Source organism: Christensenella intestinihominis (assembly GCF_001678845.1).
GTDB classification, from domain to species: Bacteria; Bacillota; Clostridia; order Christensenellales; family Christensenellaceae; genus Christensenella; species Christensenella intestinihominis.
In genome coordinates this window covers 1-23,135 of record NZ_MAIQ01000001.1, presented here as the reverse complement: position 1 = coordinate 23,135, position 23,135 = coordinate 1, and the positions used below count along the sequence as shown (strand labels likewise).

The window sequence follows — 23,135 nt, the reverse complement described above, 5'->3', positions numbered from 1 at the left end:
ATTCATTTCGTTTTTCCCTTTGCCTACGCATTTATTTTAGCCTTTTTTTATAATTTTATGTTTCTGCTCTCCCTTTATTTACAGAATTGAAATGTATTTTGTATATATTAATCCGGTATTTTTTGAATGTTTTAATAATGAATTATTCATTTTATATCCATTTTTTGGATTTTATCATCACTATTATGCAATTATTCGAATAATTCATTCTATTTTTGACTTTTATTCATTAATCCCTACTAAATCAGAATACTATTTTTCATTATATTCTATTGACATATATCTGAGCAAAAGCTATAATTCACATATAAAAATTTATTATATAAATTATTTGTTTACATTTTATATTTTCTACTTAAATATATTACAAATAAATTAGAGGAAGGGGTTTTATCATGACAAATCGAATTAATACTCTCCGCGAATTATTCTTTGCGGGTGCTCACAAAAAATACAGGCAAGAAAGCCTGAACCTTTCAATCCTGGACGATGAAACGAAAGGACTTCCTTTCCCTATTCGTAAAGCGATGGCTTTTAGCCTGGCGCTTGAAAAAATGCCTATCTTTTTGCTGGACGGCGATTTGATATGCGGCGGAAAGACCGTCTATCAGCTTCCCACTTACATCACCGACGAAGAAATTAAGTGGGGCAACCACAACTTTGAAACGCGCGGTTACAACCACAACTTTGACAACTGCTTCAACCTGGGCCAGGACGAACGTGGTTTCGCGCTGAACGACAGCAGTATTCCCGCTTACTACAAGGTGCTTCCTCTCGGACTCCCGGCCCTCATAGCAGAGGCGGAAAAAAGGATGGAAACCGCGGAAACGGATGCGCAGAAAACATATTACGAATCCGTTATTATGACCAATACCGCCGCGATAAAGTTGATGGCCCGTTATGAAGAAATGGTGCGGACTATGGAAGCAAACGAGTCTGATGAGACCAGAAAAGGAGAATTGCATCAAATTGCCGAAAACATGGCACAGCTTCAGAAAGGCGCCCCAAAAACCTTTTGGCAGGCCTGCCAGCTGATGTATTTCATCCAGTTTTTGATTTGGGTGGAAGGGGGATACCTGATTCCCTTAGGCCGGACGGACCAGATTCTCTACCCCTACTACCAGAAGGATATTGAAAGCGGAAAAATCACAAAGGATTTTGCCTTTGAGATTCTTGAAGCGTTTTTTATGAAGCTGAATTACGAAGTCGACAGGACACACGGCGAGGATATCAAAATCAACAGCGATACCGGGCAGTCCATTACTATTGGTGGGGTTGATCCGATTACCGGGGATGACGTTTCCAACGAACTGACAATGATGATCTTGGACGCAAAATGCGATATGCGTGTCACCGATCCGAAGGTGCATTTGCGTGTTAACCAGAATACGCCGGAAAGCATCTGGAAAAAAGCCGCCTACCTGAACAGCCTGGGAATGGGTTTCCCTACCTACGAGAACGACGACGCCATCATTCCGGCTTTTATGAATCACCCGGAATATACGCTGGAGGACGCACGTGATTATGCCGCTTCCGGCTGCTGGGAAATGACCATCCAGGGGCGCAGCTTCAATCGTAACCTCGGCGGAGTGTGCTGCCTGCGCTGCCTTGAATGGGCGCTCAACGACGGGCAATACTTCCTTGGAGTTCCCAATGCGGATACCGCGCAGGGGCTTATCGATGACCGCTATGGCATCAGGACCGGATATCCGGAATGGTTCGACACCTATGAAAAGCTGTTCAACGCATTTAAGGTGCAGATGAAGCATACCATCGATATGACGTCATCGTACCTGAACCGGGCAATGATCTCCCCTTCCCCATTCTATTCGTCCATGATGGAAGATTGCATGGAACTGGGACGTGATTTCGACGCCTATGGAGTGCGTTACACGGAAACCGATTTTCAGCTTGCCTCGCTTTCCAACTGCGCCGATGCGCTCTACGTGATCCGCAAACTGGTTTACGAGGATAAAGAATATACACTGCGTGAATTTACGGATATCCTGAAAAATGACTGGGCGGGTCACGAAAATCTGCGCCAGCGCATCCTCAACGATTTCCCCAGGTTTGGAAATGACATTCCAGAGGTGGATTCCATTGCAAATGAAATCGTGCAATATTATATCCAGGAAGTCACCAAGCACCGCAATCCGGACGGCCAGACTTATCGTGCCCGGGTAACGAGCGCCACCAGCTATGTATACGGCTCGCAGATTCTCGGCGCTTCCGCGGACGGCAGGCATGCGAGGGAATTTTACAGCGACAATTTATCGCCGATGATGGGCGCGGACAAAAACGGCCCGACCGCAATTGTAAAATCATGCGGAGAAATTGATTTTTCCCACTGCGCGGGCGGTGCGGTCCTGGACATGAAGTTCCATCCTTCCGCGCTGAAAAGCGAAGAAGGCCGCGACAAATTTATTGCCTTGCTTAAAACTTACTTCAAGCTGGGAGGAATGCAAACGCAAATTAACGTCCTCGACAACAAGGTACTGGTCGATGCCAAAAAGCATCCGGAAAACTATCGTGACCTGATCGTCAGGATTTGGGGATTCTCCACATATTTTGTAGAAATTCCCGAAAAATTCCAGGATCATATTATCGCACGCTCCACACTTGCATTCTGAACGAAAGACAAATGAATCAATCCATGCACCGCACCCATACCGTGGATGGTACGGGTACGGTGCATATTATCTTTTAACGGAGGTGCCCTTTGAAATCAATTCAAGCTCCTGTTTTCGATGTGAAAAAATATGCGGTCCATGACGGGCCGGGCATCCGTACCACCATTTTTCTGAAAGGCTGCCCCCTTCACTGTAAATGGTGCCAAAATCCCGAAGCCATCAACCCGGCGCAAGAGCTTATGCTTACACGGATGAAATGCATTGGCTGCGGAGCATGCACCCGCGTGTGCGGCAACCTGGACAAAAATCTGATGCTCAAAAAAAAGGACTGCACGCTTTGCGGTCGCTGTGTTGACGTTTGCACGGCCGGTGCCCGGCATTTTGCAGCCCAATACATGACGCCGGAAGAAGCCGTGAAAATAGTCGCCGGAGATAAAATTTTTTACGATGCGTCCAGGGAGGGCGGCGTTACGTTTTCAGGCGGCGAATGTCTTATTTATCCGGATTTTATGGAAGAAGCATTGCGGCTGTGCCGGCAGGCAGGCATCCACACTACGGTCGACACCAGCGGCGCTGTGCCGTGGAGTACTTTTGAACGGATTCTTCCCTATACCTGCCTTTTCCTTTACGACATAAAACAGATGGACCCCCTGCTCCACAAGGCCTATACCGGACAGGATAATACCCGGATACTTGACAATATAAAAAAGCTTGCGGATCGGAACGCCAATATCATCATCCGTATTCCATTAATTCCCGGGATGACCGATACTGTCCGAAATATCAGCGCAATCGGCGATTTTATCCGGGATATCCTGAAAAACAAAATTATCAGGGTAGAACTGCTTCCCTATAACAAACTGGCCGAATCAAAATATGGAAACCATACGGCGTATACGGATGGAGGCGTGGGTGAATATTCCCTCCCGGAACTTATGCCGCAATCGGCGGAATATGTGTCGGAATTACATGACCTGTTAGCGAAAAAAAATGTTCCGGTCTTTTCGGAAATTTTGTAAAAATTCTTTCAGAAACCGACAAATACCCGGATAATTGTATTATACTTGAACTATACCAAACGATTGGAAAGGAGCATATACAAATGAATCCCGCAACCTTGCGCGCCAAGCAAATGAATAAGCGGAAAATTGCAACATACGTAATCATTCACGAAGAGGCAACACGAATTGAGATTGCTTCCGCTTTGGGTATCAGCACCGGAACGGTTACCAATATTGTAACCGAGCTTATCCGGGAAAACCTTCTTTACGAAAGCCGCAAGACCAATATCAGCGCAGGAAGGAAAACTACATTTTTAAAATTCAATGGTGGTATCTCTTATATTCTTTGCGTGGAAATATCTTCAAAGGACGATTTGATCCTCAGCGTTTGCGATCTTCTTGGCACAAGGCTGTACCATGAGGCTTATACGGTTCCCTTTCTTATCACGGATGATAATCCTACCAATAGTGTCCTTCGCATGATTATCGATATTGTTACCGAATATCTTGGGAATCTTTCAGAGGACGTGCGGGAAAAAATCTGCGCAATCGGCGTCAGCATCTGCGGTATGGTCGACTCAAAACAATTTGTGGATATTCCCATCTACAACTGGAAGAATATCAATCTCAAGGCTCCCCTTCAAACAGCTTCAAAGCTTCCGGTTTATGTGGAAAATGTAACGCGTATCAAATCCGTATATGAAATGCGCTGGGTTAAGCCGCAGGAAAAGAATGTGCTGTACCTGAACATGTCTCCAGGAATTGGGATCACCCACTACTTTGGCGGCAGCCTGATCGAGGGGCACACGGGGATCAGCGGCGAGGCCGGGCATATGTCGCTCAATATCCACGGCGAAAAATGCTATTGCGGCAACCGCGGCTGTTTTGAACTCTATTGCGATCAAAGAGCCATTATTTCCCGCGCCCGCGCATTGCTGACCGAAAGCAACAGAAACGATCTTTTCTACGACCTTGCCGTGAACCAAGAAGAACCTGTAACTCTCGATCTCATCGCCAAGGCTCATTCTATGGGCAGTCTTGCCATCCAGGGCTTGCTTCTCGAAACAGCTGAATATTTGGGCAGCGGCATCGCCAACCTGTATAATATTTTTGATCCTGACAGGTTAATTATATCCGGTCTGGGGGCGGATTTTGATTCGTTTTTGATTAATGCCGCAACCGCCGAAGCCAAAAGCCGCATCGTAAATATTTTCGGCCGCGATCTGAATATTTCGTCCGCACACCTGAAGGGAAATGAAAATTATAAAGCCGTCAGCGCCTATGTATTGCAGAAGCAACTAAATATCCTGATTTAAGGACGCTCCGGATGCGCTTGGCAGTTTTTCCAATTTGATAGATAAAGGGTTCAGGCTGCTTTCGCTGCCTGAACCCTTTTTTCTGCCTTCCGGACTTTTACGTCCCTGTTTCAATTTGTTCAGTCCGCCTTTCCGGTTTTCCTGACCGGAAACAATATTCCTGTTTCCAACTCTTCCGGGCTTTTTACCATATTTTCGTCCTTTATATAGCGTTCGATTGACGGCCCGCATATTTCATACTCATTTTGCGCGTCAAACCACTTTTGAACCGCTTCATACGCAGATTGCAGTGTTTCGTATGGCCCGACATGCGTGACCGCGGCAAACATTCCCGCCGGAAGCGTTTTTACACCCGGGCCGTCTTCAAGCACTTCCACCTGCGCTTCCACATCCATCGCATCATAGGAAAATTGTTCTCCCAGATACATCTGCTGCGTTGTCCCGGTTCGCGTGAGGCCCTGTCCTTCCATTTCCTTCAAAAGTTCGGCAAAGAGTGAATGTGTTTCACTCACATTGATTACCCGCCGCAGGCAAAACACCTTTTGGGCAGGCGCGTTCATAACAATCACATGATATTTTTCCATCAGTATTCCGGTTCCCTCCATTTCGGCAATGTCGGCTTCCATCTGACGAAGTTTTTTCCGAAGCTCGTTTAATTCCCCATAGGCATCCAGGCGGCGCGCATGCAGGCGCATCCCCATTTCCTCCTCTGAAAGCGGCAGGAGCGTGCCGATCTCTTTAAGCGGAAATCCGTATCCTTTCAGCGTTTCGATTTGTTTCAGTATACTGAGCTGTGCCGGATCATAGTACCGGTATCCGTTGTCAGCCGTGTACACGGGATGGAGCAGCCCGATCGCATCATAGTGCCGGAGCATTCTTGGGGATATCTTCCCCCGCTTTGAAAATTCGCCGATGGTAAGCATGTTTGTCACTCCTTCTTTGAACCGGCCAGTTCCCCTCAAGAATACACCTTCACACTATGACAAGGTCAAGCACTTTTTTTTATTGCTGTTCACGGATAATCTTTTTGCTGCTGAAATACGTTACCGCAAAGTATATTCCATAAATTACCGCAATGATCGCAAGACCCCAGAACACATCCTGATAGACGTTTTCGTACCACATCATATTGATCATGCTCATCAGGCCCTGTATCCCGAAGACTGCATGGACAGCGGCAATTGCAAGCGGAATCAGGAAATAAATCGCAATCTGCTTCAACAGCGAACGGTTAATCATTTTTTCTTCCGTTCCCAGCTTCCTGAGCGTCGCATAGCGCTTTTTATTGTCGTTTGCCGCCGAAAGCTGCTGTAGGGCAAGAATGACCGCCGCAGTCACAAGGAATGTGATGCCAAGATATATGCCTACGAACGAGATTGTGACACGCAGGCCGATGCTGGAATCCTGGGACGTAAGCGCTGTCGTAAAATTATGATATGGGCGTTCTGCGTTTGCTTCCCTCAGCTGTCCCTGCAGGGTTTGCAGCGCCTGATCCGTCTCTTCCTTCGGTACGCCGTCGATATAGATTCCGTCCACCATCACATCCCGGCGTTCAAAATTCGCAACATCCGCATCCGGATAGATGAAGATCATCGGCGCAACGGCTGCAGAGCCCATGATTCTTGTGTTCACGACACGGATACGGTCAGGGCTAAGCGTATATTCTTTCCCGTTGGAATGAATTTTGATTCCGTCTTTTGAAAAATCCTCCATGCTTTCCGCCATCTTTTCGTTATAGGTTACCGCGCCGAGTTCATTCTCGCCAAGCCGCACCTCAGGTTCCCCAATCAGGCGCAGGAAGCTGTTGAACTGCGAGACCGAGACCGCCCCGGCAAACGCTTTGACGTCCATATTGTCCGCCATTTCATTGGCTTGCGCAACGTCAAGATAGTCTGCAAAATCGGCCAGCACATCCACATCACTGTCATAGTACGTATATTCCGACGTCTCTTTAAAGAATTCGTCAACCGGGATTCCATATGCCTCAAGCGCCGCGGCTCCCCCGCCCGCGCTTTCCACCTCCTCGGGCGTCACGTAATATTCCGCATCGAACCTGATCTCGCGCCCCGCTTCCTTGTTTACCGCAGCAGATACGCCCGAGCTTGCGCCAAGCGTCACGATCGTTACGAACAACATCAGGCAAATAAGCGCCATCGACGTATGGGTCGAATTGATTTTGCTGGTAAGCTGCCGTGTTACAAACAGGTTAAGGCCCTTATAATATTTCTTTTTATTGCGGGACGCAATCTTATATACGAACCCGGAAAGCCCCGCAAACAGCAGGAACGTACCCGGAATGCCAAACAGCATTACAAACGGCAGGTACATAATCAGCATTCCCTTGATAATCAGGTAATAGGCGATGATGATTAATACGATGCCCGCAACCGTCATCAGGACGGAAACCCAGGTCTTTTTTCCGATTACTTTTTCATTTTCCACATCCGAATGCAGCAGCTTAATCACTTTTTGCTTGGACACCCTTACCGCATTGAAAATCATCACGCACACGAACATTACGCCAAAGTAGATGATTGATTGGATCGCCGCCTTTGGCGAAAATACAAAGACATATTCCTTTAGCTCCACTTCAAACATCTTCGCCGTAATGAGCGACATTCCCTGCGAGAACAGAACCCCCAAAAGGAGGCCCACCACAAGCGCGATTACGCCCACAAGCAGCGTTTCCAGCATTAAAATGCCAGCCACCCGGCCCTTGCCCATTCCAAGCGTCAGGTATATTCCCAGTTCCTTGTTCCGGCGCTTAATCAGGAAGTTGTTGGCATATAAAATCAGTATTGCAAGCGCGACGGCTACAAACGTCGAAAAGAGCTTGATGCTTTCCAGCATCACCTGCGCCGAGGTCGCCTTGTTTTCATTGAGGTCCATAATCGCCTGCTGCGCATCCAGCGAATTGAAGGCATAAAAAAACATGACCGCAAACATCAGTGTAATAAAATAGACCGTGTAATCGCTGATGCTCTTGCGGACATTCCGAAAAGCTAATTTACACAGCATCGGCTACGTCACCTCCCAAAAGGGATACCACTTCAATAATTTTGCTGAAGAAATCTTTCCTGCTGTCCGCCCCGCGCACGAGCTCCGTAAATATTTTCCCGTCGCGCAGGAACAAAATGCGGCTGCAATAGCTTGCCGCAAACGCATCATGCGTCACCATTAAAAGCGTCGCGCCAAGCCGTTTGTTCATTTCCACGAAGTTCTCCAGAAGCATACGCGACGATTTTGAATCGAGCGCTCCTGTCGGTTCGTCGGCAAGGACCAGGGACGGATTGGTAATGATCGCCCGCGCCGCGGCAATACGCTGCTTCTGGCCTCCCGACATCTCGCACGGGTATTTGTACAGCACATCGTTAATTTCCAATGTCTGCGCGATATTCTTGATACGCTCTTTGATCTGCCCGTAGCCCACTCCGCATATGGTAAGGGCAAGCGCAATATTTTCATACCCGGACAGCGTATCGAGCAGGTTGAAATCCTGGAAAATAAACCCAAGCTGCCGACGGCGGAATTCCGCAAGCCTTCCGGCCTTCAGCATTGTAACGTCCGTATCGTTTACCGTAATGTGGCCGCTTGTCACCGTGTCAATGGTGGAAATACAATTCAAAAGTGTTGTCTTCCCGCTTCCGGAGGGGCCCATGATCCCCAAAAATTCACCCTTGCCGACATCGAAGTTGACGTCGTCAAGCGCTTTTGTAAGATTGCTTTTCCCTCCATATATTTTTTCTACGTTCCTGACCTTTAGCAGTGTTTCCATTTTTACCTCCCAATAGATGCTCATTCCAAAGCTCCTGACTGCATAAATTAATAAATTCTGCGGGGATGCAGTTGCACCCTCTTATGACTTTATTATATGCAGGTGCCGTGGAAACACCTATCGCTTCGCCTTACGCCTTCCTTACAGTTTTGTAAGAAAAAAGCGGCCGGGAACCGCTTTTCGCTATTATTACATATGGAACATGGAGCTTTCCGGAAAAATAATGGTCACCGTCGTTCCTTTTCCGTATTCCGACGTAATTTTGAACCCGTGGCCAAGCTTTTCGCATAGTCTCGCGCACAGGTATAGCCCCATTCCCGTTGATTTCTCCCTCTGCCTTCCATTGGTTCCGGTAAACCCTTTTTCACACACCCTGCCAAGCTCTTCCTCCGGGATACCTATTCCATTGTCCGAAATATCAAGAAAAACGGCATTGGGCTCCCTGCGCGCCGTAATCCGGATTTCCGGGCCGTCCTTATCGCAATACTTTACCGCATTGCCAACGACCTGGTTCAAAATAAATTCAATCCACTTGGCGTCGGTATTTACATGAATATCAAGGTCGCCCGTCTCAAAACGGATTCCGCGTTCAATAAATATCTTCGCATTCCTGCGCGCCACGGCATACGCGATCTCCTTGAGGCCGGTATTCCTCACCATATAATCTTTTTCAACCGCGCTGCTCCGCGCATAAAAAAGCACTTGTTCCACGAGGTTTTCAAGTGTATCCATATCTTCCGAAAGCCCCTTTGCAGCAGGAATATCCCTATGGTTTTCAAGTATAAGCCGCGAGGACGCAATTGGCGTCTTGATTTCATGCACCCACATTTCAATATATTCGCGGTATTCCTCCTGTGCCTTGCTGTATTTCTTAATCGCTTCCAGCATCGCTTTATTGGAAACATGCAGGGCATCGTACAAAATCATGCCTTCCCTGAAATCAGGCTTTTCCATAATCTCTGCTATCAGGTTTTTGTTTTCAAGCGCATCCAGGAGGGACAGGAAACCATTGTAAAATTGTTTGCGCCTATGGTAGTCAATTACCAGCGGGACAACAAGGCAGGCAATGAAAACCGCGCCAAAGAATATAATAATCATCGAGCCCACGGCAAGCAGGTAAAATAAAAGCGCTACCATTGCGAGGATCAGCAAATCAAATAGCAGGAAAAACATTTTATCTTTCAGATAATCCGTCAGCTTCATTTCAACAAATACCCCTGTCCCCGTTTGGTTTCGATTACATCCGCAAGACCCGCATCCTCAAGCTTCCGGCGCAGGCGGTTTACATTCACGTTCAGCGTATTTTCATCAACAAACATATCACTGCTCCACAGGTCGTTCATCAGTTCCTCGCGGGAAACGATACTGCCGGCATGCTGGGCCAACGTATTTAAAATACGCAATTCATTTTTGGTGAGTTCAATTTCCCTTCCGTTGTATTCAACCATGCTTTTGGAAAGATTCAGGATAAAACGTCCGCAGTCAATCTTATCTACCGTATGATATGCCCTTTTCAGCACGGAATTGATGCGTGCAAGAAGAATTTGGGTGTTGTACGGCTTGGTAATAAAATCGTCCGCACCCAAATTCATGCTCATCAGTTCGTCCATTTCCGTATTACGGCTCGTCACGATGATAACGGGCATAGCTGACTGTTTGCGTATCTCGCGGCAAATGGAGTATCCGTCTACCATTGGCAGATTGATATCGAGCAGCAGGAGGTCCGCCTTTTCACTTATAATCGCGGACACTACGTCTCCATCAAAATCGGCAATTGCACATACCGAATATCCGTACTTTTGCAAAAAGGAAGCAAGCTCTTCCCTGATTTTCTGGTTGTCTTCCACAATACAAATTTTCATTCAACCATCCTTCCCTTCCACTCCATTATAAAAGAAGCCCGGTACTTGTTCAATGCGCTTACCGGGTCTTAAAGAATTTTTAAATATTATTTTCCCAGATACCGGAAAAGGCGGCCCTCGCCGCCTTCCGATTTATTCCTGTCTTGAATCCTCCTCAAGCCTGAACCAAAAAACGCTTCCTTTTCCTTCCTCGCTCTCTACGCCATATTCCGCATGGTGCAGTTCAAGCACTCCCTTTACGATCGAAAGCCCGAGCCCCGTTCCAACAGAAGCGCGTTTGTGCGTTTTATCTACTTTATAATAACGGTCCCAAATATATTCCAATTGGTCTTTGGTAATTCCTTCGCCCTTATCTTCCACGGAAACCGTAACCTGGCCGTCCCCGACTGCCTGCCGCACAATGATCTCTTTGTTTTTTCCGGAATAATTGATGGCGTTGTTGACCAGGTTACACAATGCCTGCCCAATTTTAACCTCGTCTCCCTTCACATATACGTCCCGGTCATAGATAAAACTGATACGGTAACCTTCCTGTTCCACCAGTTTCACATAGCGCGCAACAATGTTGCTTACCGCTTCCGTCAGGTTGAAGCGCTCAACATTCAATTCCTGCGTCCCGGCCTGCAGCTTTGAAATGTCCATCGCATCATTAACAAGCGTCGTAAGCCGCTTTGCCTCATCAATGATAATTTGTATATTTTCCGGGGAATTTTCCCCGGGAATATCCCGCATAACCTCGGAATATCCAATAATCATTGTAAGGGGGGTGCGAAGGTCATGGGAAATATTGGCCAGCAGCTCCCGCCGGAGTTTCTCTACCTTTGACAGCTCCTGCGACGCATAATTCAGCGTATCCGCAAGCTCCGCTATTTCCCGGTAGCCCGCATCGTCAAACTGCACGTCATACTCCGCATGCGCAAGCTTTTTCGCCCCCTTATTGATTTTTACAATGGGGCGGGATATCCATTTTGATATTACAAACGCAAGGAACAGCGCACATCCAACCAAAATAACCGTAATGTACACGAGCTGGACGCGGAGGGTATCCACCGTGGCGTCTACCGGCGTTATCCGCGACGTAAGCACCAGCAGGACCGGCGTTCCTCCTTCCGGGGTTATGATTTGCGAATAAATAAGCGTCTCGAAACCGCCCATGTCGCGCGGCGGCACATTTTTTCCATTAAACATCTGGTCGTTATACTCAGGATTGTCCGCCTTTTCCATCTTGAATATTTGCATATCGCTTCCGCCGTTTTCCTGCGTTTTCCGGGCCACCACCGCCAGCTCGCTCTGCGGAAGCTCGGGCATTGTGTCCGTGCTGTATACCGTATTTCCTTCCATATCCGCAACTTCAACGCGTACGTCAAAACGGTCGCTAATCTGGTCGATCAGCGTTTCTACGCTTTCATTATCAATATTCTGCGAAATGGTCTGCGCCGTTTTCTGGATTTCGCTTTTTTTAATCGCCTGGTAAAAATCATCCAGAAAAACGATCTGGAATAGCCACAGCAGGACGATCATAGCAACCGCGAAAATCAATATATAGAAAAAAATCTTCCATTTTACGCTCATCGTATCAGCCTTCAAAACGATAACCCACTCCCCTGAGCGTTACGATGCAGTCGCGGTATTCTTTCAGGGCGCTGCGCAGCAGCTTGATATGCGTATCAAGCGTCCTGTCATCCCCGTAAAAATCATACCCCCACACTTCCGTAATCAGCTTCTCCCGCGTAAGTGCAATTCCTTTATTTTTTGCAAGGTAATACAGGAGTTCATATCCTTTCGGGGACAGTTCAGCCTTTTCCCCATTCACATATACCACCATCGCCGAGGTATCGATAACGAGACCGCCAAATGTCATTTTCTCGTTCTCCGGCCCGCTCCTGTTGGAACGCTGCAAAATCGCGTTCACGCGCATCATCAATTCCTTGGGCGAAAAAGGTTTCACCACATAATCATCGATTCCCAGTTCAAAGCCATGAATCCGGTCGTATTCCTCCCCGCGCGCGGAAAGCATCAGCATGGGAATATCTTTGGTTTCGCGGATTTTGCCGCATGCGGAAAAGCCGTCAAGCTCGGGCATCATAATATCCATGATAATAAAATCATAATCATGGCTGCGGCACATTTCGACCGCTTCCATTCCGTCTTTTGCCTCCTCCACCCCATATCCTTCAAATTCCGCATATTTACGAATCAAGGAACGGATATTTTCTTCATCATCTACGACTAAAATTTTATACATCTGTTTCACCGCCATGTATTTCCTTTTTTTATCATTTTATCCGTATAATGTGAACGCCGCGTGAAAGGAAGCTGTTTTATATCAAAAAACGGCCCTCGGGAGGACCGTTTTCAGCACTGCAATTAAGCTTTCCCAATATCGCGCAGGAATTTCCGGTAGTTCTTTTCAAACTTTTCGTCGCCGCTCGGCTGGTAGGTCTTGATTCCGCACGAAGCCGCGCACACCTGCCGCGCTTCTTTGAGGTCTCTGAGCATTCCCCGTCCAATCCACTGGGTAAGGATATTCCCAATCCCGGTTGCATCCGCAGGCCCGGCCTTGACAGGCTTATGCAGGTAATCCGCCGCAAGCTGGTCGAGGAAGGCATTCTGGCTGCCGCCACCAATAATATGCAGGCACGGAAAGTTTTTCCCGGTCAGATACTCGATATTGTCAATAACATACCGGTATTTACATGCAAGGCTCTGCGTAACGATGCGCACAATCTCAAAATCGTTTTGGGGCGTATAGCCCTGTTCACGAGCCATCTGCGCGACAACCTCGGGCATATTGGCGGGTTCAAAGAGCCTGTTGTCATCCGGATCGATAAACACCGTATCGCAGGTCGTAACCTTACTCGCCTCTTCCGCAAGCCCCGCAAAGTCATAATTTTTCCCTTGCAGGTTCCACATGCGCACGCATTCCTGGATGATCCACAGCCCCATTACGTTGCAGATATAGCGGTTGCGCCGCATGACCCCGCCTTCATTTCCAAATCCAAGCCTCATGCTCTCCTCGGTCATGATATTCTTGCGAAGCTCCGCACCCACAAGGGACCACGTGCCGCTTGAAATGAAAATAAATTCCTCGTCATCCGCCGCCGGGGCCGCCACAACCGCCGAAGCCGTATCGTGGGAACCAACCGCATAAATTTCTGCGGAGGGCACCTGCAGCTCATCCGTCACGTCCTTCGCAATTTCGCCGACCTTATCTCCCGCATATACAATGGGCATAAAGATTTCTTTTGGCAAACCATATGCTTTGAGAATATCCTCGTCCCACTTGTTCTCCACAAGGTTATAAAGATTTGATACGCTTGCAATCGTATACTCCGAATACTTCTTCGCGCCAAGCAGATGCGAAAGGTAATCCGGTATAAAGATTAATTCCTTCGCGATCCCGAGAATATCCGGGTCCTGTTCCTTTTCCGCCAGCAGGTGATAGCTCGTCTCAAACCGCTGGAACTGCTGCCCCGTACGCTTGTATACCTCATATTGCGGCATCAACTCAAACGAGCGCTCCACCCAGCCAAACGTCCGGCTGTCACGATAATTCCGCGGCGTGCCGATCATCGTCCCATGTCCGGAAATCAGCGCATAATCGTTGCACCAGGAATCGATGGCAATCGACGTAATCTGGCCGTCAAATTCGCGCTGGGCAAGCGCATAGCCCATCTTGATTTCATCAAAAATACGCAGGAAATCCCAGTAGGCCCTGCCCTTGGCAAGGACAATCTTGTTTTTGAATTTGTGTACCGGATGAATCTCGGCCTTGCCATCCTTGAGCTCGCCTACAAAAAGCTTACCGCCGGAAGCCCCGAGATCAACCGCTAACGCCAACCCTTCTTTTTTCATTCGTGTAAATTCTCCTGCGCCGCATATACCGCCGGTTTGAAAATGTTTGCCATCGCGTCATACTCCACGCGCTCTACAATGCTGTATGCTTTGTTAAGCGTGGGGGCCGCCGCAACGATACCGTGCTGCGGAAGGATTCCTTCGAGGCCCATTTTCTGCGCACGTTCGCGGTTCTTCATAAAATACTCGTTGGTACGGATCGCAAGCTCTTCGGAATACGCCCACGCCTGGTGGATTACGCCGCAGTCGCCCATCTTCATGGTGGCTTCCGTTACGGACGGGATCGGCTGGCTGAATGCCGCAAAGCACATGGAGAACTGCGGATGCGCATGAATCACCGCTCCGAATTCCGGGAAATTTTTCAGGAGCATCGTATGCATACGGCTTTCGCGCGAGAGCATATCCGGTCCTTCGATAATATTGCAATCGTAGTCGATAATCATCAGGTCTTCCGGCTTCAGGCGGCACCTGTGATGTTCCGACATCATGGTGGGTGTAATCAGCACGCGGTTTTCCGCAACGCGTTCGGAAAGGTTTCCGCCTGCCGCATTCGTGAGTTTACGGTCATATAGGAACCGGATGATTTCCAGCATTTCCATTCTTCTGTCCATATAAGATAATTCTGCCATTTTAATTGCCTCCCAGCATAAACTTTATATTTCCGGCGTTGCCGGATGTTGACCTGTTTCAGCGGATGACTTCGATCTTAACGTCTTTCATCCATTCTTTTGCTTTTTCGATATCAAAGCCGACCGTCTTGTTGCTTGCAGCGCAGGTCGCGGAAAGTGCGGTTGCATATGCCAGCATATCCATAACAGGCATCGGATTGCACTCGAGGCCATAGATAAGCCCGGTCAAAAGCGCGTCTCCGCAGCCTGCCGTATTTCCGACCTGCACTTTCAGGCCGTGACCGCGATAAATTTTATCCTCATAACGGAACACCCAGCCGTCCCCGCCCATGGAGACCATCACCACCGGGATATCCGGAATTTCGTCCAGCGCTTCCACTACGTCATCCGCATTTTTAAGTTCGCGTCCCACAAGCTCCGACAGTTCCTCCAGATTCGGTTTAATCAGCTGCGGATGGTATTTAAGCCCTTCCTTCATAAACGCGCCCGAGCTATCGAGGTATAGCTTCAGGTCCATCTTCTGCGCGATCAGGAGAAGCTTTTTCTGGACATCCTTATCTTCCACATTGGAAGCATCGCCCGCGATAATCAGCGTATCTCCCTTCTGCATCTGGGATTCCATCAGCGCAAGCAGTTTTCCCGTAATTTCCCGCGTCAGAACCTCGCCCTTGCCCCCGAGGAACGTGCAATTTCTCTCTTTATCCACTACCAGGTAATTGGTCCGCGTTTCAGGCGTCTCATACCAAAGATAGTGCGTATCCGAGCCGGATTCTTCCAACACATCGATTACTTCCTTCCCGCACCTTCCGAAGGAAACGCCGAAGGTCCGGTTGGGAACCCCCAGCAATGAAAAATTATACGCCAAGTGCGTTCCTTTTCCGCCCAGGCATTTTTCCTTTTTCTGGATACGGTTCATGCAGTTTTCCTGAAAGGATTCGATGTAGAGAATTTCATCCATCGCCGGATTTAAAGTAACTGTATTAATCATACGATTCTCCCTTTTGAATTTGAAATCTAACCTCATTTATTATAATACGGAAGCGGGTTTGCGTCAAACTTTGAAGGCCAAAAAAGCCCTAAAAACCAATGTGGTTTTTTGTTCGTTTCATTTTGAAAATATAAATTTTTTTTGAAAAAATATTTTCATTTTTCACTTGAAACCACAGTTGTGATTTATTATAATAAATCTATAACAACACTTATTTTGAATGGAGTCTTCTCATGAAAAAGTATATTATTGCATATGATTTTGGTACAGGCGGCATTAAGGCATCCCTTTACACTGCCGACGGCCTTTCCCTAGCGTCGTCCTTTGAGCCGTACGACACGGTCTATCCCCATGTTGGCTGGCATGAGCAGCGCCCCGGCGACTGGTGGAAATCTATTTGTGTAAGCACCCGGCGGCTGCTTGAAAAGTCAAAGGCGGATAAGAACGAAATCGAGGGGCTCGCAATTTCGGGCCATAGCCTCGGAGTCGTCCCGGTTGATAAAGACGGTAATCTCCTGCGTGAGACCGCGCCGATCTGGTCTGATTCGCGCGCGCAGAAGGAATCGGATGAATTTTTTGCCTCCCATAGCAAGGATGACTGGTATATGATGACGGGGAACGGTTTTCCCAGCCATTTATATTCGGCTTTCAAGCTGATGTGGTACCGCAAAAACGAGCCTGAAATGTTTGCAAAAATCGCAACCGTCCTCGGAACGAAGGATTATATCAACTACCTTTTGACCGGGAAAATGTATACCGATCATTCCTATGCCTCCGGTATCGGTTTCTATGACCTGAAAAAAGGCCGGTATGATGAATCTTATATGAAAGAAATGGGGCTTCCCGCCGATATTTTCCCTGAAATTGTCCCCTCTACCGAAATCATTGGAACACTGACAGCGGAGGCTTCCGGGGAAATCGGGCTCCCGATGGACGTCAAGGTGGCCTGCGGCGGCGTGGATAATTCGTGCATGGCGCTCGGCGGACGCTGCATTGCGGACGGGCGCGCCTATGTATCCCTCGGTTCTTCGGCATGGAATGTGGTATCCAGCCACGAGCCGATCCTTGATACCAAGCTTTCTCCCTTTGTATTCGCGCACTGTATCCCCGGCTTATTTGTCTCGGCAACCTCCATCTTTTCAGCAGGTTCCTCCTTCCAATGGGTCCGCAACCAGCTTTGTAAGGATATCATGCAAAATGCCGGTGATAAGGACCCTTATGTGCTCATGAACGAACTTGCGGCACAGTCGCCCATCGGTTCCCACAAGCTGCTCTTTAACCCGAGCCTTGCAGGCGGCACCGGAGCTGACCTTACGCCCAATATCCGCGGAGCCTATGTGGGTCTTGACCTCAAGCATACGCAGGCGGACCTGATCCGTTCCGCGATGGAAGGAATTTCCCTTGCTTTGCGCGTTGCGCTCGATTACATGAAAACCATGACCACGCTCCAGGATGAAATATTGTTTGTCGGCGGCGGAGCCAACAGCCCGTTGTGGCTGCAAATGTTTGCAAATATTTACGGCATGGAGGTCATTAAGACAAATGTCGGCCAGGAGGCGGGTTCCCTCGGCGCGGCGGCAATCGCTGCCGTTGGCTGTGGAATGTGGAAGGATTTCTCCCCCATTGATAAAATCCATAAAATCGAGAGCGTGAGCCACGTCGACCCTGCTGCGCAGGCTGAATACAACAAAATCCTTGAGGTCTATAAGGAAGCAACCGACTACCTTGCCAGGATCGGCGATAAATTATACGCGCTCGATATCGAGGAATAAGGAAAACATTCCTTTTTCATAAAAGCATACAAAAAGACGCACCGGGAAAGGATAACGGAGTGTAAGGATTACCACTTCCCCATGTGCGTCTTTTTTATGTTTCCTGTTTCTTATTTGATTTCGGAAACTTCAACGCGCCGTTTCTCCTCACTGGAAAGCGCCGCCGCTTCAAGCGTACGGATGATCTTCTCTCCATCATGGAAGTTCGGCTCGATTGTCTCATTTTTCTCGACGGCCTTCAGGAAATCCGCTACGGCATGGACGAAGGTGTTTTCATACCCAATCACATGTCCTGCCGCCCACCATGCCGCATAAGGATGCGTCATATTGGTCACGAGGATCGTTTTGAACCCTTGTTCGTCAGCCGGATCGTCGAGATTCAGGTACTGGAGTTCATTCATGCGTTCAAAGTTGAACGTCAGGGCTCCCTTGCTGCCGTAGATTTCGAACGTATTGTAATTCTTGCGCCCTGATGCGAAACGGGTTGACTCAAAGGAGCCAAGCGCTCCGTTTTCGAATTCAGCAATCATGAAGCTCGCGTCTTCAACCTCTACCTTGCCTTTTTCGCTGTTAATTTCACCGCCGGCCGAGAAGGTCGCCGCACGTTTTCCAGGCAGCGGGCGTTCCTCGATAAATGTCTTGTTGACTGCCGTAACCGCCTTGACTTCCCCAACCAGGTATCTTGCGAGGTCAACGGAATGGGAGCTCAGGTCAAACAGCGGGCCGCCGCCTGCGAGGTCCTTTTTAAAATGCCATGTCAGCGGGAAATTCGGGTCCATGATCCAATCCTGCAAATAGGCTCCCCGCCAGTGATAGATTGTTCCAAGCTTCCCCTCTTCGATCATTTGCTTCGCAAAGGCAACAGCCGGAACCCTGCGGTAGTTGTGGTTCAGGTAGTTTACCACACCCGCTTTGTCTGCGGCTTCCGCCATTTCCTTTGTCTGGTCGTACGTAACCGCGCAAGGTTTTTCGCAGAAGATGTGCTTTCCTGCTTTCGCCGCCGCAACCGCCATATCCTTATGGATATAGGTCGGCGTTACGATGTCGATGATATCGATATCATCGCGGTTAATAACCTCTTCCCAGTTCATGGAGATTTCTTCCCATCCCCATTTTTCGGCAACTTCCCGCGTAATATCCTCATCCGTTCCGAAATTCACCTTCAGCACGGGTTCATACGGAACGTCGAAAAATTTGTTGACCAACGTCCATGCAAAGCTGTGGGCTTTGCCCATAAAACCACTGCCCATAAGGGCAATATTCAATTTTTTCTTCATAGCAAGTCTCCTTTACTTATTTCAGTGAATCGCCAATCTTGCGAAGGTTCTTTACGCTGATGCCAACCGCTTCGTCTTCAAAGCCCGCCCAGTCACTGTGCGGATGATCGATCTCAACGGCAAGGAATCCCTTGTATCCGTTCTTATGGAGGATTTCAGCCAGCTTCTGGTTGTCAATGAGACCCATGCCTACCGGCACCCCCGCAAAGAAGAACCAATCGGTGGGGTTTGCGGAAGGCTCAATCTTCAAATCCTTGATGTGGGTCGCAAATACGTAAGGAGCCAATTTTTCCATGCCCGCAATCGGGTCGTCAAGCAGGCGCAGGAAATTACCGGTGTCAAAATTGACGCCAAAATTCGGAGAATCAACGCCTTCAAGAATTTGGTAAATTTCATCCGCCGTAAAATCGATATGGTTCTCAACAGCCATTCTTACACCGTTGTCTTCCGCAATTTTTACCGCTTCCTTGAATTGCTTTATCAGCGCTTTTACCTGCGGGCCATGATCTTCATGCCGGAACATCAGGCTGGAACCTGTTACGCGCATCGTATCCGCGCCGATCATCCTCGTGCACGGAATCAGCTTTTTCATATCCTCAAACGCCTGCGGATTTCCGCCCCGTTCGAGTCCGTCCGGATGTCCCCACGCGAATACACGGTCAAAACCATATTCGTCGAGCTGCCCTTTCAGGTCGGTAAGGTAAGCTTCATCAAAACTCGGGAAAAAGCAGGATTCCAGGGAAACGCCGTCAACATCAAGCTCTTTTGCGCGGCGCAGGAAATCCTCCATTGTCATGTTCTTTCTGGGAGCCTCCTGATCATCGTATACCTCGCCAAAAAATCTATGGTAGCAATAACTATCGATTCCTATTTTCATGTTTTATTCCTCCTTTTCTTGGGTTACACAACGTTACTTATAAAACGGTCGGTTCCAGACCGAATACCTTCGCCATCTGGAGCAGCTGAACCTTCCAGTCGCCGGACATCACAATCGCATGGTGCGAGCTTAAGCCCTCCATTACCTTATGGCCGTCTTTATAGCGTACAAGCGCGCCGTTGCGGCAATCGCTGCCCGGATATTGCACATAGTCCTCGATTTCCGCTTCAATGATGACAATATGCTTGAAATCAGCAGTGATCTTGGCAAGCGTCGCTGGGCCCTTAGGCAGTTCGCAGTCCACCACAACGGCGTTGTCGTCTACGATCTCAAGCGCCTTAGGCCGAAGCACCCAACGCGAACAGAACTGGCGCGCGACAAGGCCGAAGTATCCGCAATGCACGACGAGCGCATGATTGTCCGGGTCTTCTATATCCGGGAATTTATCGATTTTCTCATGTGCGAGAGCCGCCATCCCGACGAGGAACGGATAAACGTTGCTCATCATGAACGGAGCCTGAAGCGACTGGTAGATCATGTAATTGGAAAGCAGCGTCAGCGTATCGCCCTCGCAGGCAAAAATGATACCGTCGCGTTCAAACAGCATGTTCCATGCAAGGCACGGAGTGCTGTCCGAATAGAAGCTTTCGTTGAGGCAGTTGCAGCCGATGCCGACCACATTGCCTTCCTTTTCGCATTCCGCTTTTGCGGCAATATACAGTTTCACCGCGGAAAGGAAAGATTTTTCCGTAAGGTCCTCGGCTTTGTTGATATCCCAGTCCGCGCTGACCTTGCGCGCTTCGTCATCCGATATGGCTTTCGCGTCCTCGGCCAGCTTTTTCCAACTCTTATGGATCAGCTTCATGCCGAACGCATCCGCCATTTTTTGGGTCGCTTCGTCTTCCCACCAATAAAAACGTTTGAAAATATATGCCTGCATTCCTTCGCCGGGCGTATCCTGGAACATCAGGAATTTCACGCCCTGCTTGAGCTGTACTTTGGTTGCAATCGCGCGGATAACCACCTTTGCCAGTTCAATATTGTAGGGTGAGAAAACATTCATTCCCTTTTCGCGGAGATAGTAGACAATCTCCCAATCCCACATTTCCACCGTACCGAACTTGGACGTCAGGACAATCATTGGCAAGTCGTACTTTTTCAGGCTTTCGCTTTCTTTAAACGCCGCGCCGATCAACTGCGGAAATACAACCGCATCCGCCGCCTCCGGCAGGGCGTTTCCTACGCAGACCGGTTCGAGAAATTCGGCAACATCGCCGTACATTTCCTTCAGCCTGTCAAGCTGTTCTTTAAACTCTCCCCGTTCCCTCTCATTTGCCGCATCGAAATAAAGCGGCACCAGACGTGCTTTCATCATAACAGGTTAACCTCCCTCATTTTTTCTCAACCGAGAAATCATTTCAAACTTATCATATCACTTTCATTATAGCATTAAATGATAGAAGCATCTACCAAAAACAATAATATCCGATAACAATTTTGTAATAAAAAGCTAATAAAAAATAGCATCCAACACTAATATATCTTTATTGTAACATAAAACGAGAATAAATCAATGGATTTACCAAAAAAAGCCACTGTTTCCAGTGGCTTTTTGGTCAGACTAAAGTTTTGCGCAAATTTCGATTTCCGTTCCATCCGGGTCTTCAATCAGGCATACGCGCGCACCAAGGTGCGGAAGGCTTTCCGGGCCATAGCGAACCGGTACGCCGTTTTCTTTTAAATACGCCGCCCATTCGTCTACATCATCTACTCCTATCGCAAGATGCCGGTATCCAAGATCACTTTCCGCAATCGTCTTTTTTTCACTCGAGCCGTGATAATCAAAAAGCTCGATCCGCGAATTTTCCCCCAGCTGCAGATAACATATATCGCTGTCGCCATTGTCGATTTTTTCCTGCAAAACCGGCAGCTTCAGCAAATCGCGGTAAAAGTGCAGCGCCTTATCCATATTGCCGACATTGATTCCGATATGATCCGCCCCTTTTATTTCCATGCTTAGAATACCACCCGTTCCTTAATTTCAGGAGAAACCAAAACTTTGAAAAGATTCGGGTTGGTACGCAGTTCTTTCAGCGCATCTTCCAGTTCTTCCAGCGGAACCACCATGGAAATCAGGGGTTTCGGGTCGATACGGTGATATTGGAGAAGACGGATTGCATCGCCCCAGTCGTTTCCAATCCCCGCGCACGAACCGCTGACTTTCTTCTCGCCCAGAACAAAATCATAAGGCGCAAGGGATGCCATATCGTCTGTCGCGCATACGCCGAACGCTTCCAGTTTACCGCCGCGGCGGAGCATTGCAAACGCCTGCTCATATGTGCTGTGATGGCCGACCGCTTCAATGGCATAATCTGCGCCGACGCCACCGGTCAGTTTCTTGACTTCCGCAACCGGGTCGTCCACTTCCTTGATATTAATTGTATAATCGATTCCCATTTCCTTCGCCATATTAAGACGCAGCTCGCTGTCGCCTACAAGGATTACCGGCGCGCAGCCGCGCAGCTTTGCAAGCAGGGCATGGATTACGCCAAGGCCGCAGCCGATTACCACACAGGAAGAACCGATCTTGGCATCCATCTTCTTGCTTGCCTGCAGGGTTGCCGTAAGGGGCTCTACAAACGTTGCGGTATAATCATCCATGCTGTCCGGAATCGGGTAGATATTCTTCCATGGCGCCTTCACATATTCGGCGAAACCGCCGTCCGTATGAATACCGAGCTGCGTAAAGGATTCGCAGAGCAATCCGTCGCCGCGGCGGCAGAAATAGCACGTTCCGCAGGTGAGGCAGATATCTACGGCAACACGGTCGCCCTTTTTAATTCCTTTTGCATTTTGTCCCACTTCTTCGATTACGCCAAAAATTTCATGCCCCGTAATCAGCGGCAGTTGGTCCGCGGCATATTTTCCGGTATAAATGCTCCAGTCGGAACCGCAAATTCCGCAATATTTTACCTTAATCAGAACTTCGTCATCAGTAATCTCCGGAACCGGTACTTCTTTCAGAACCATGTTGTTCGGCGATTCCACAACCTGTGCTTTCATCATTCTTGCCATTCTATTCTTTCCTCCTGTTTATGTTTATTTTTCGCAGGGATTGTTGAAAATCTTATCGCGTCTTCCCTCATACGGCGC

At 48.4% G+C, this 23,135-nt stretch carries 19 protein-coding genes; 4 read left to right on the top strand and 15 right to left on the bottom strand.

Annotation, left to right across the window (positions count from 1 at the left end; all coding sequences use genetic code 11):
• Positions 1-527 precede the first annotated feature (527 nt).
• From BBD38_RS00095 to BBD38_RS00085, 3 genes are all read left to right on the top strand, one after another.
• Entirely contained in the window at positions 528-2,630 is a 2,103-nt protein-coding gene (locus tag BBD38_RS00095) for a pyruvate formate lyase family protein (RefSeq protein ID WP_172807713.1), read from the top strand.
• An 89-nt stretch (positions 2,631-2,719) separates the two neighbouring features.
• The gene (locus tag BBD38_RS00090; RefSeq protein WP_082989357.1) at positions 2,720-3,649 is read left to right on the top strand and encodes a glycyl-radical enzyme activating protein; all 930 of its coding nucleotides are present in this window, start codon (positions 2,720-2,722) and stop codon (positions 3,647-3,649) included.
• Between the two features lie 83 nt (positions 3,650-3,732).
• Entirely contained in the window at positions 3,733-4,947 is a 1,215-nt protein-coding gene (locus BBD38_RS00085) for an ROK family transcriptional regulator (protein ID WP_066683220.1), read from the top strand.
• Between the two features lie 119 nt (positions 4,948-5,066).
• On the opposite strand, the gene BBD38_RS00080 is transcribed toward BBD38_RS00085, so the two are convergent.
• From BBD38_RS00080 to BBD38_RS00035, 10 genes are all read right to left on the bottom strand, one after another.
• Positions 5,067-5,870 carry a MerR family transcriptional regulator gene (locus tag BBD38_RS00080; protein WP_066683218.1) on the bottom strand — a complete coding sequence of 268 codons (804 nt, stop codon included), beginning with the start codon at positions 5,868-5,870 and terminating at the stop codon, positions 5,067-5,069.
• 79 nt (positions 5,871-5,949) lie between these two features.
• Entirely contained in the window at positions 5,950-7,965 is a 2,016-nt protein-coding gene (locus tag BBD38_RS00075; protein ID WP_066683217.1) for an FtsX-like permease family protein, read from the bottom strand.
• The gene (locus BBD38_RS00070; protein WP_066684164.1) at positions 7,955-8,722 is read right to left on the bottom strand and encodes an ABC transporter ATP-binding protein; all 768 of its coding nucleotides are present in this window, start codon (positions 8,720-8,722) and stop codon (positions 7,955-7,957) included. Before BBD38_RS00070 ends, BBD38_RS00075 begins: the two co-directional genes overlap by 11 nt.
• Positions 8,723-8,911: 189 nt before the next feature.
• On the bottom strand, positions 8,912-9,925 hold the full coding sequence (locus BBD38_RS00065) for a sensor histidine kinase (RefSeq protein ID WP_066683216.1): 1,014 nt from the start codon (positions 9,923-9,925) through the stop codon (positions 8,912-8,914).
• A complete protein-coding gene (locus BBD38_RS00060) occupies positions 9,922-10,584 on the bottom strand; it encodes a response regulator transcription factor (protein WP_066683214.1) in 663 nt (220 codons plus the stop codon). Before BBD38_RS00060 ends, BBD38_RS00065 begins: the two co-directional genes overlap by 4 nt.
• A gap of 132 nt (positions 10,585-10,716) precedes the next feature.
• On the bottom strand, positions 10,717-12,156 hold the full coding sequence (locus BBD38_RS00055) for a sensor histidine kinase (RefSeq protein ID WP_235829073.1): 1,440 nt from the start codon (positions 12,154-12,156) through the stop codon (positions 10,717-10,719).
• 4 nt (positions 12,157-12,160) lie between these two features.
• Positions 12,161-12,829, bottom strand: coding sequence for a response regulator transcription factor (locus BBD38_RS00050; protein ID WP_066684162.1), 669 nt, complete (start codon positions 12,827-12,829; stop codon positions 12,161-12,163).
• 122 nt (positions 12,830-12,951) lie between these two features.
• Entirely contained in the window at positions 12,952-14,439 is a 1,488-nt protein-coding gene (locus BBD38_RS00045; RefSeq protein ID WP_066683209.1) for a rhamnulokinase, read from the bottom strand.
• Entirely contained in the window at positions 14,436-15,068 is a 633-nt protein-coding gene (locus BBD38_RS00040) for a class II aldolase/adducin family protein (RefSeq protein WP_066683205.1), read from the bottom strand. The genes BBD38_RS00045 and BBD38_RS00040 overlap by 4 nt, the downstream gene beginning before the upstream one ends.
• Positions 15,069-15,126: 58 nt before the next feature.
• Positions 15,127-16,056, bottom strand: a complete 930-nt coding sequence (locus tag BBD38_RS00035; protein ID WP_066683202.1) for a 1-phosphofructokinase family hexose kinase — start codon at positions 16,054-16,056, stop codon at positions 15,127-15,129.
• Positions 16,057-16,289: 233 nt separating this feature from the next.
• Between BBD38_RS00035 and BBD38_RS00030 the strand changes: the two genes are divergently transcribed.
• Positions 16,290-17,828, top strand: a complete 1,539-nt coding sequence (locus tag BBD38_RS00030; RefSeq protein ID WP_066683201.1) for a xylulokinase — start codon at positions 16,290-16,292, stop codon at positions 17,826-17,828.
• Positions 17,829-17,938: 110 nt separating this feature from the next.
• Here BBD38_RS00030 and BBD38_RS00025 read toward each other — a convergent pair whose 3' ends face one another.
• The 5 genes from BBD38_RS00025 to BBD38_RS00005 all read right to left on the bottom strand — a co-directional run bounded on the left by BBD38_RS00025 (position 17,939) and on the right by BBD38_RS00005 (position 23,057).
• On the bottom strand, positions 17,939-19,105 hold the full coding sequence (locus BBD38_RS00025; protein WP_066683199.1) for a Gfo/Idh/MocA family protein: 1,167 nt from the start codon (positions 19,103-19,105) through the stop codon (positions 17,939-17,941).
• A gap of 16 nt (positions 19,106-19,121) precedes the next feature.
• Positions 19,122-19,982: a sugar phosphate isomerase/epimerase family protein gene (locus BBD38_RS00020; protein ID WP_066683198.1), complete on the bottom strand. Its 861-nt coding sequence runs from the start codon at positions 19,980-19,982 to the stop codon at positions 19,122-19,124.
• Positions 19,983-20,019: 37 nt separating this feature from the next.
• On the bottom strand, positions 20,020-21,357 hold the full coding sequence (locus BBD38_RS00015; protein ID WP_235829072.1) for a hypothetical protein: 1,338 nt from the start codon (positions 21,355-21,357) through the stop codon (positions 20,020-20,022).
• 246 nt (positions 21,358-21,603) lie between these two features.
• Positions 21,604-21,996, bottom strand: a complete 393-nt coding sequence (locus BBD38_RS00010) for a VOC family protein (protein WP_066683197.1) — start codon at positions 21,994-21,996, stop codon at positions 21,604-21,606.
• A 2-nt stretch (positions 21,997-21,998) separates the two neighbouring features.
• Positions 21,999-23,057 carry a zinc-dependent alcohol dehydrogenase gene (locus BBD38_RS00005; RefSeq protein WP_066683195.1) on the bottom strand — a complete coding sequence of 353 codons (1,059 nt, stop codon included), beginning with the start codon at positions 23,055-23,057 and terminating at the stop codon, positions 21,999-22,001.
• Positions 23,058-23,135: the final 78 nt, after the last annotated feature.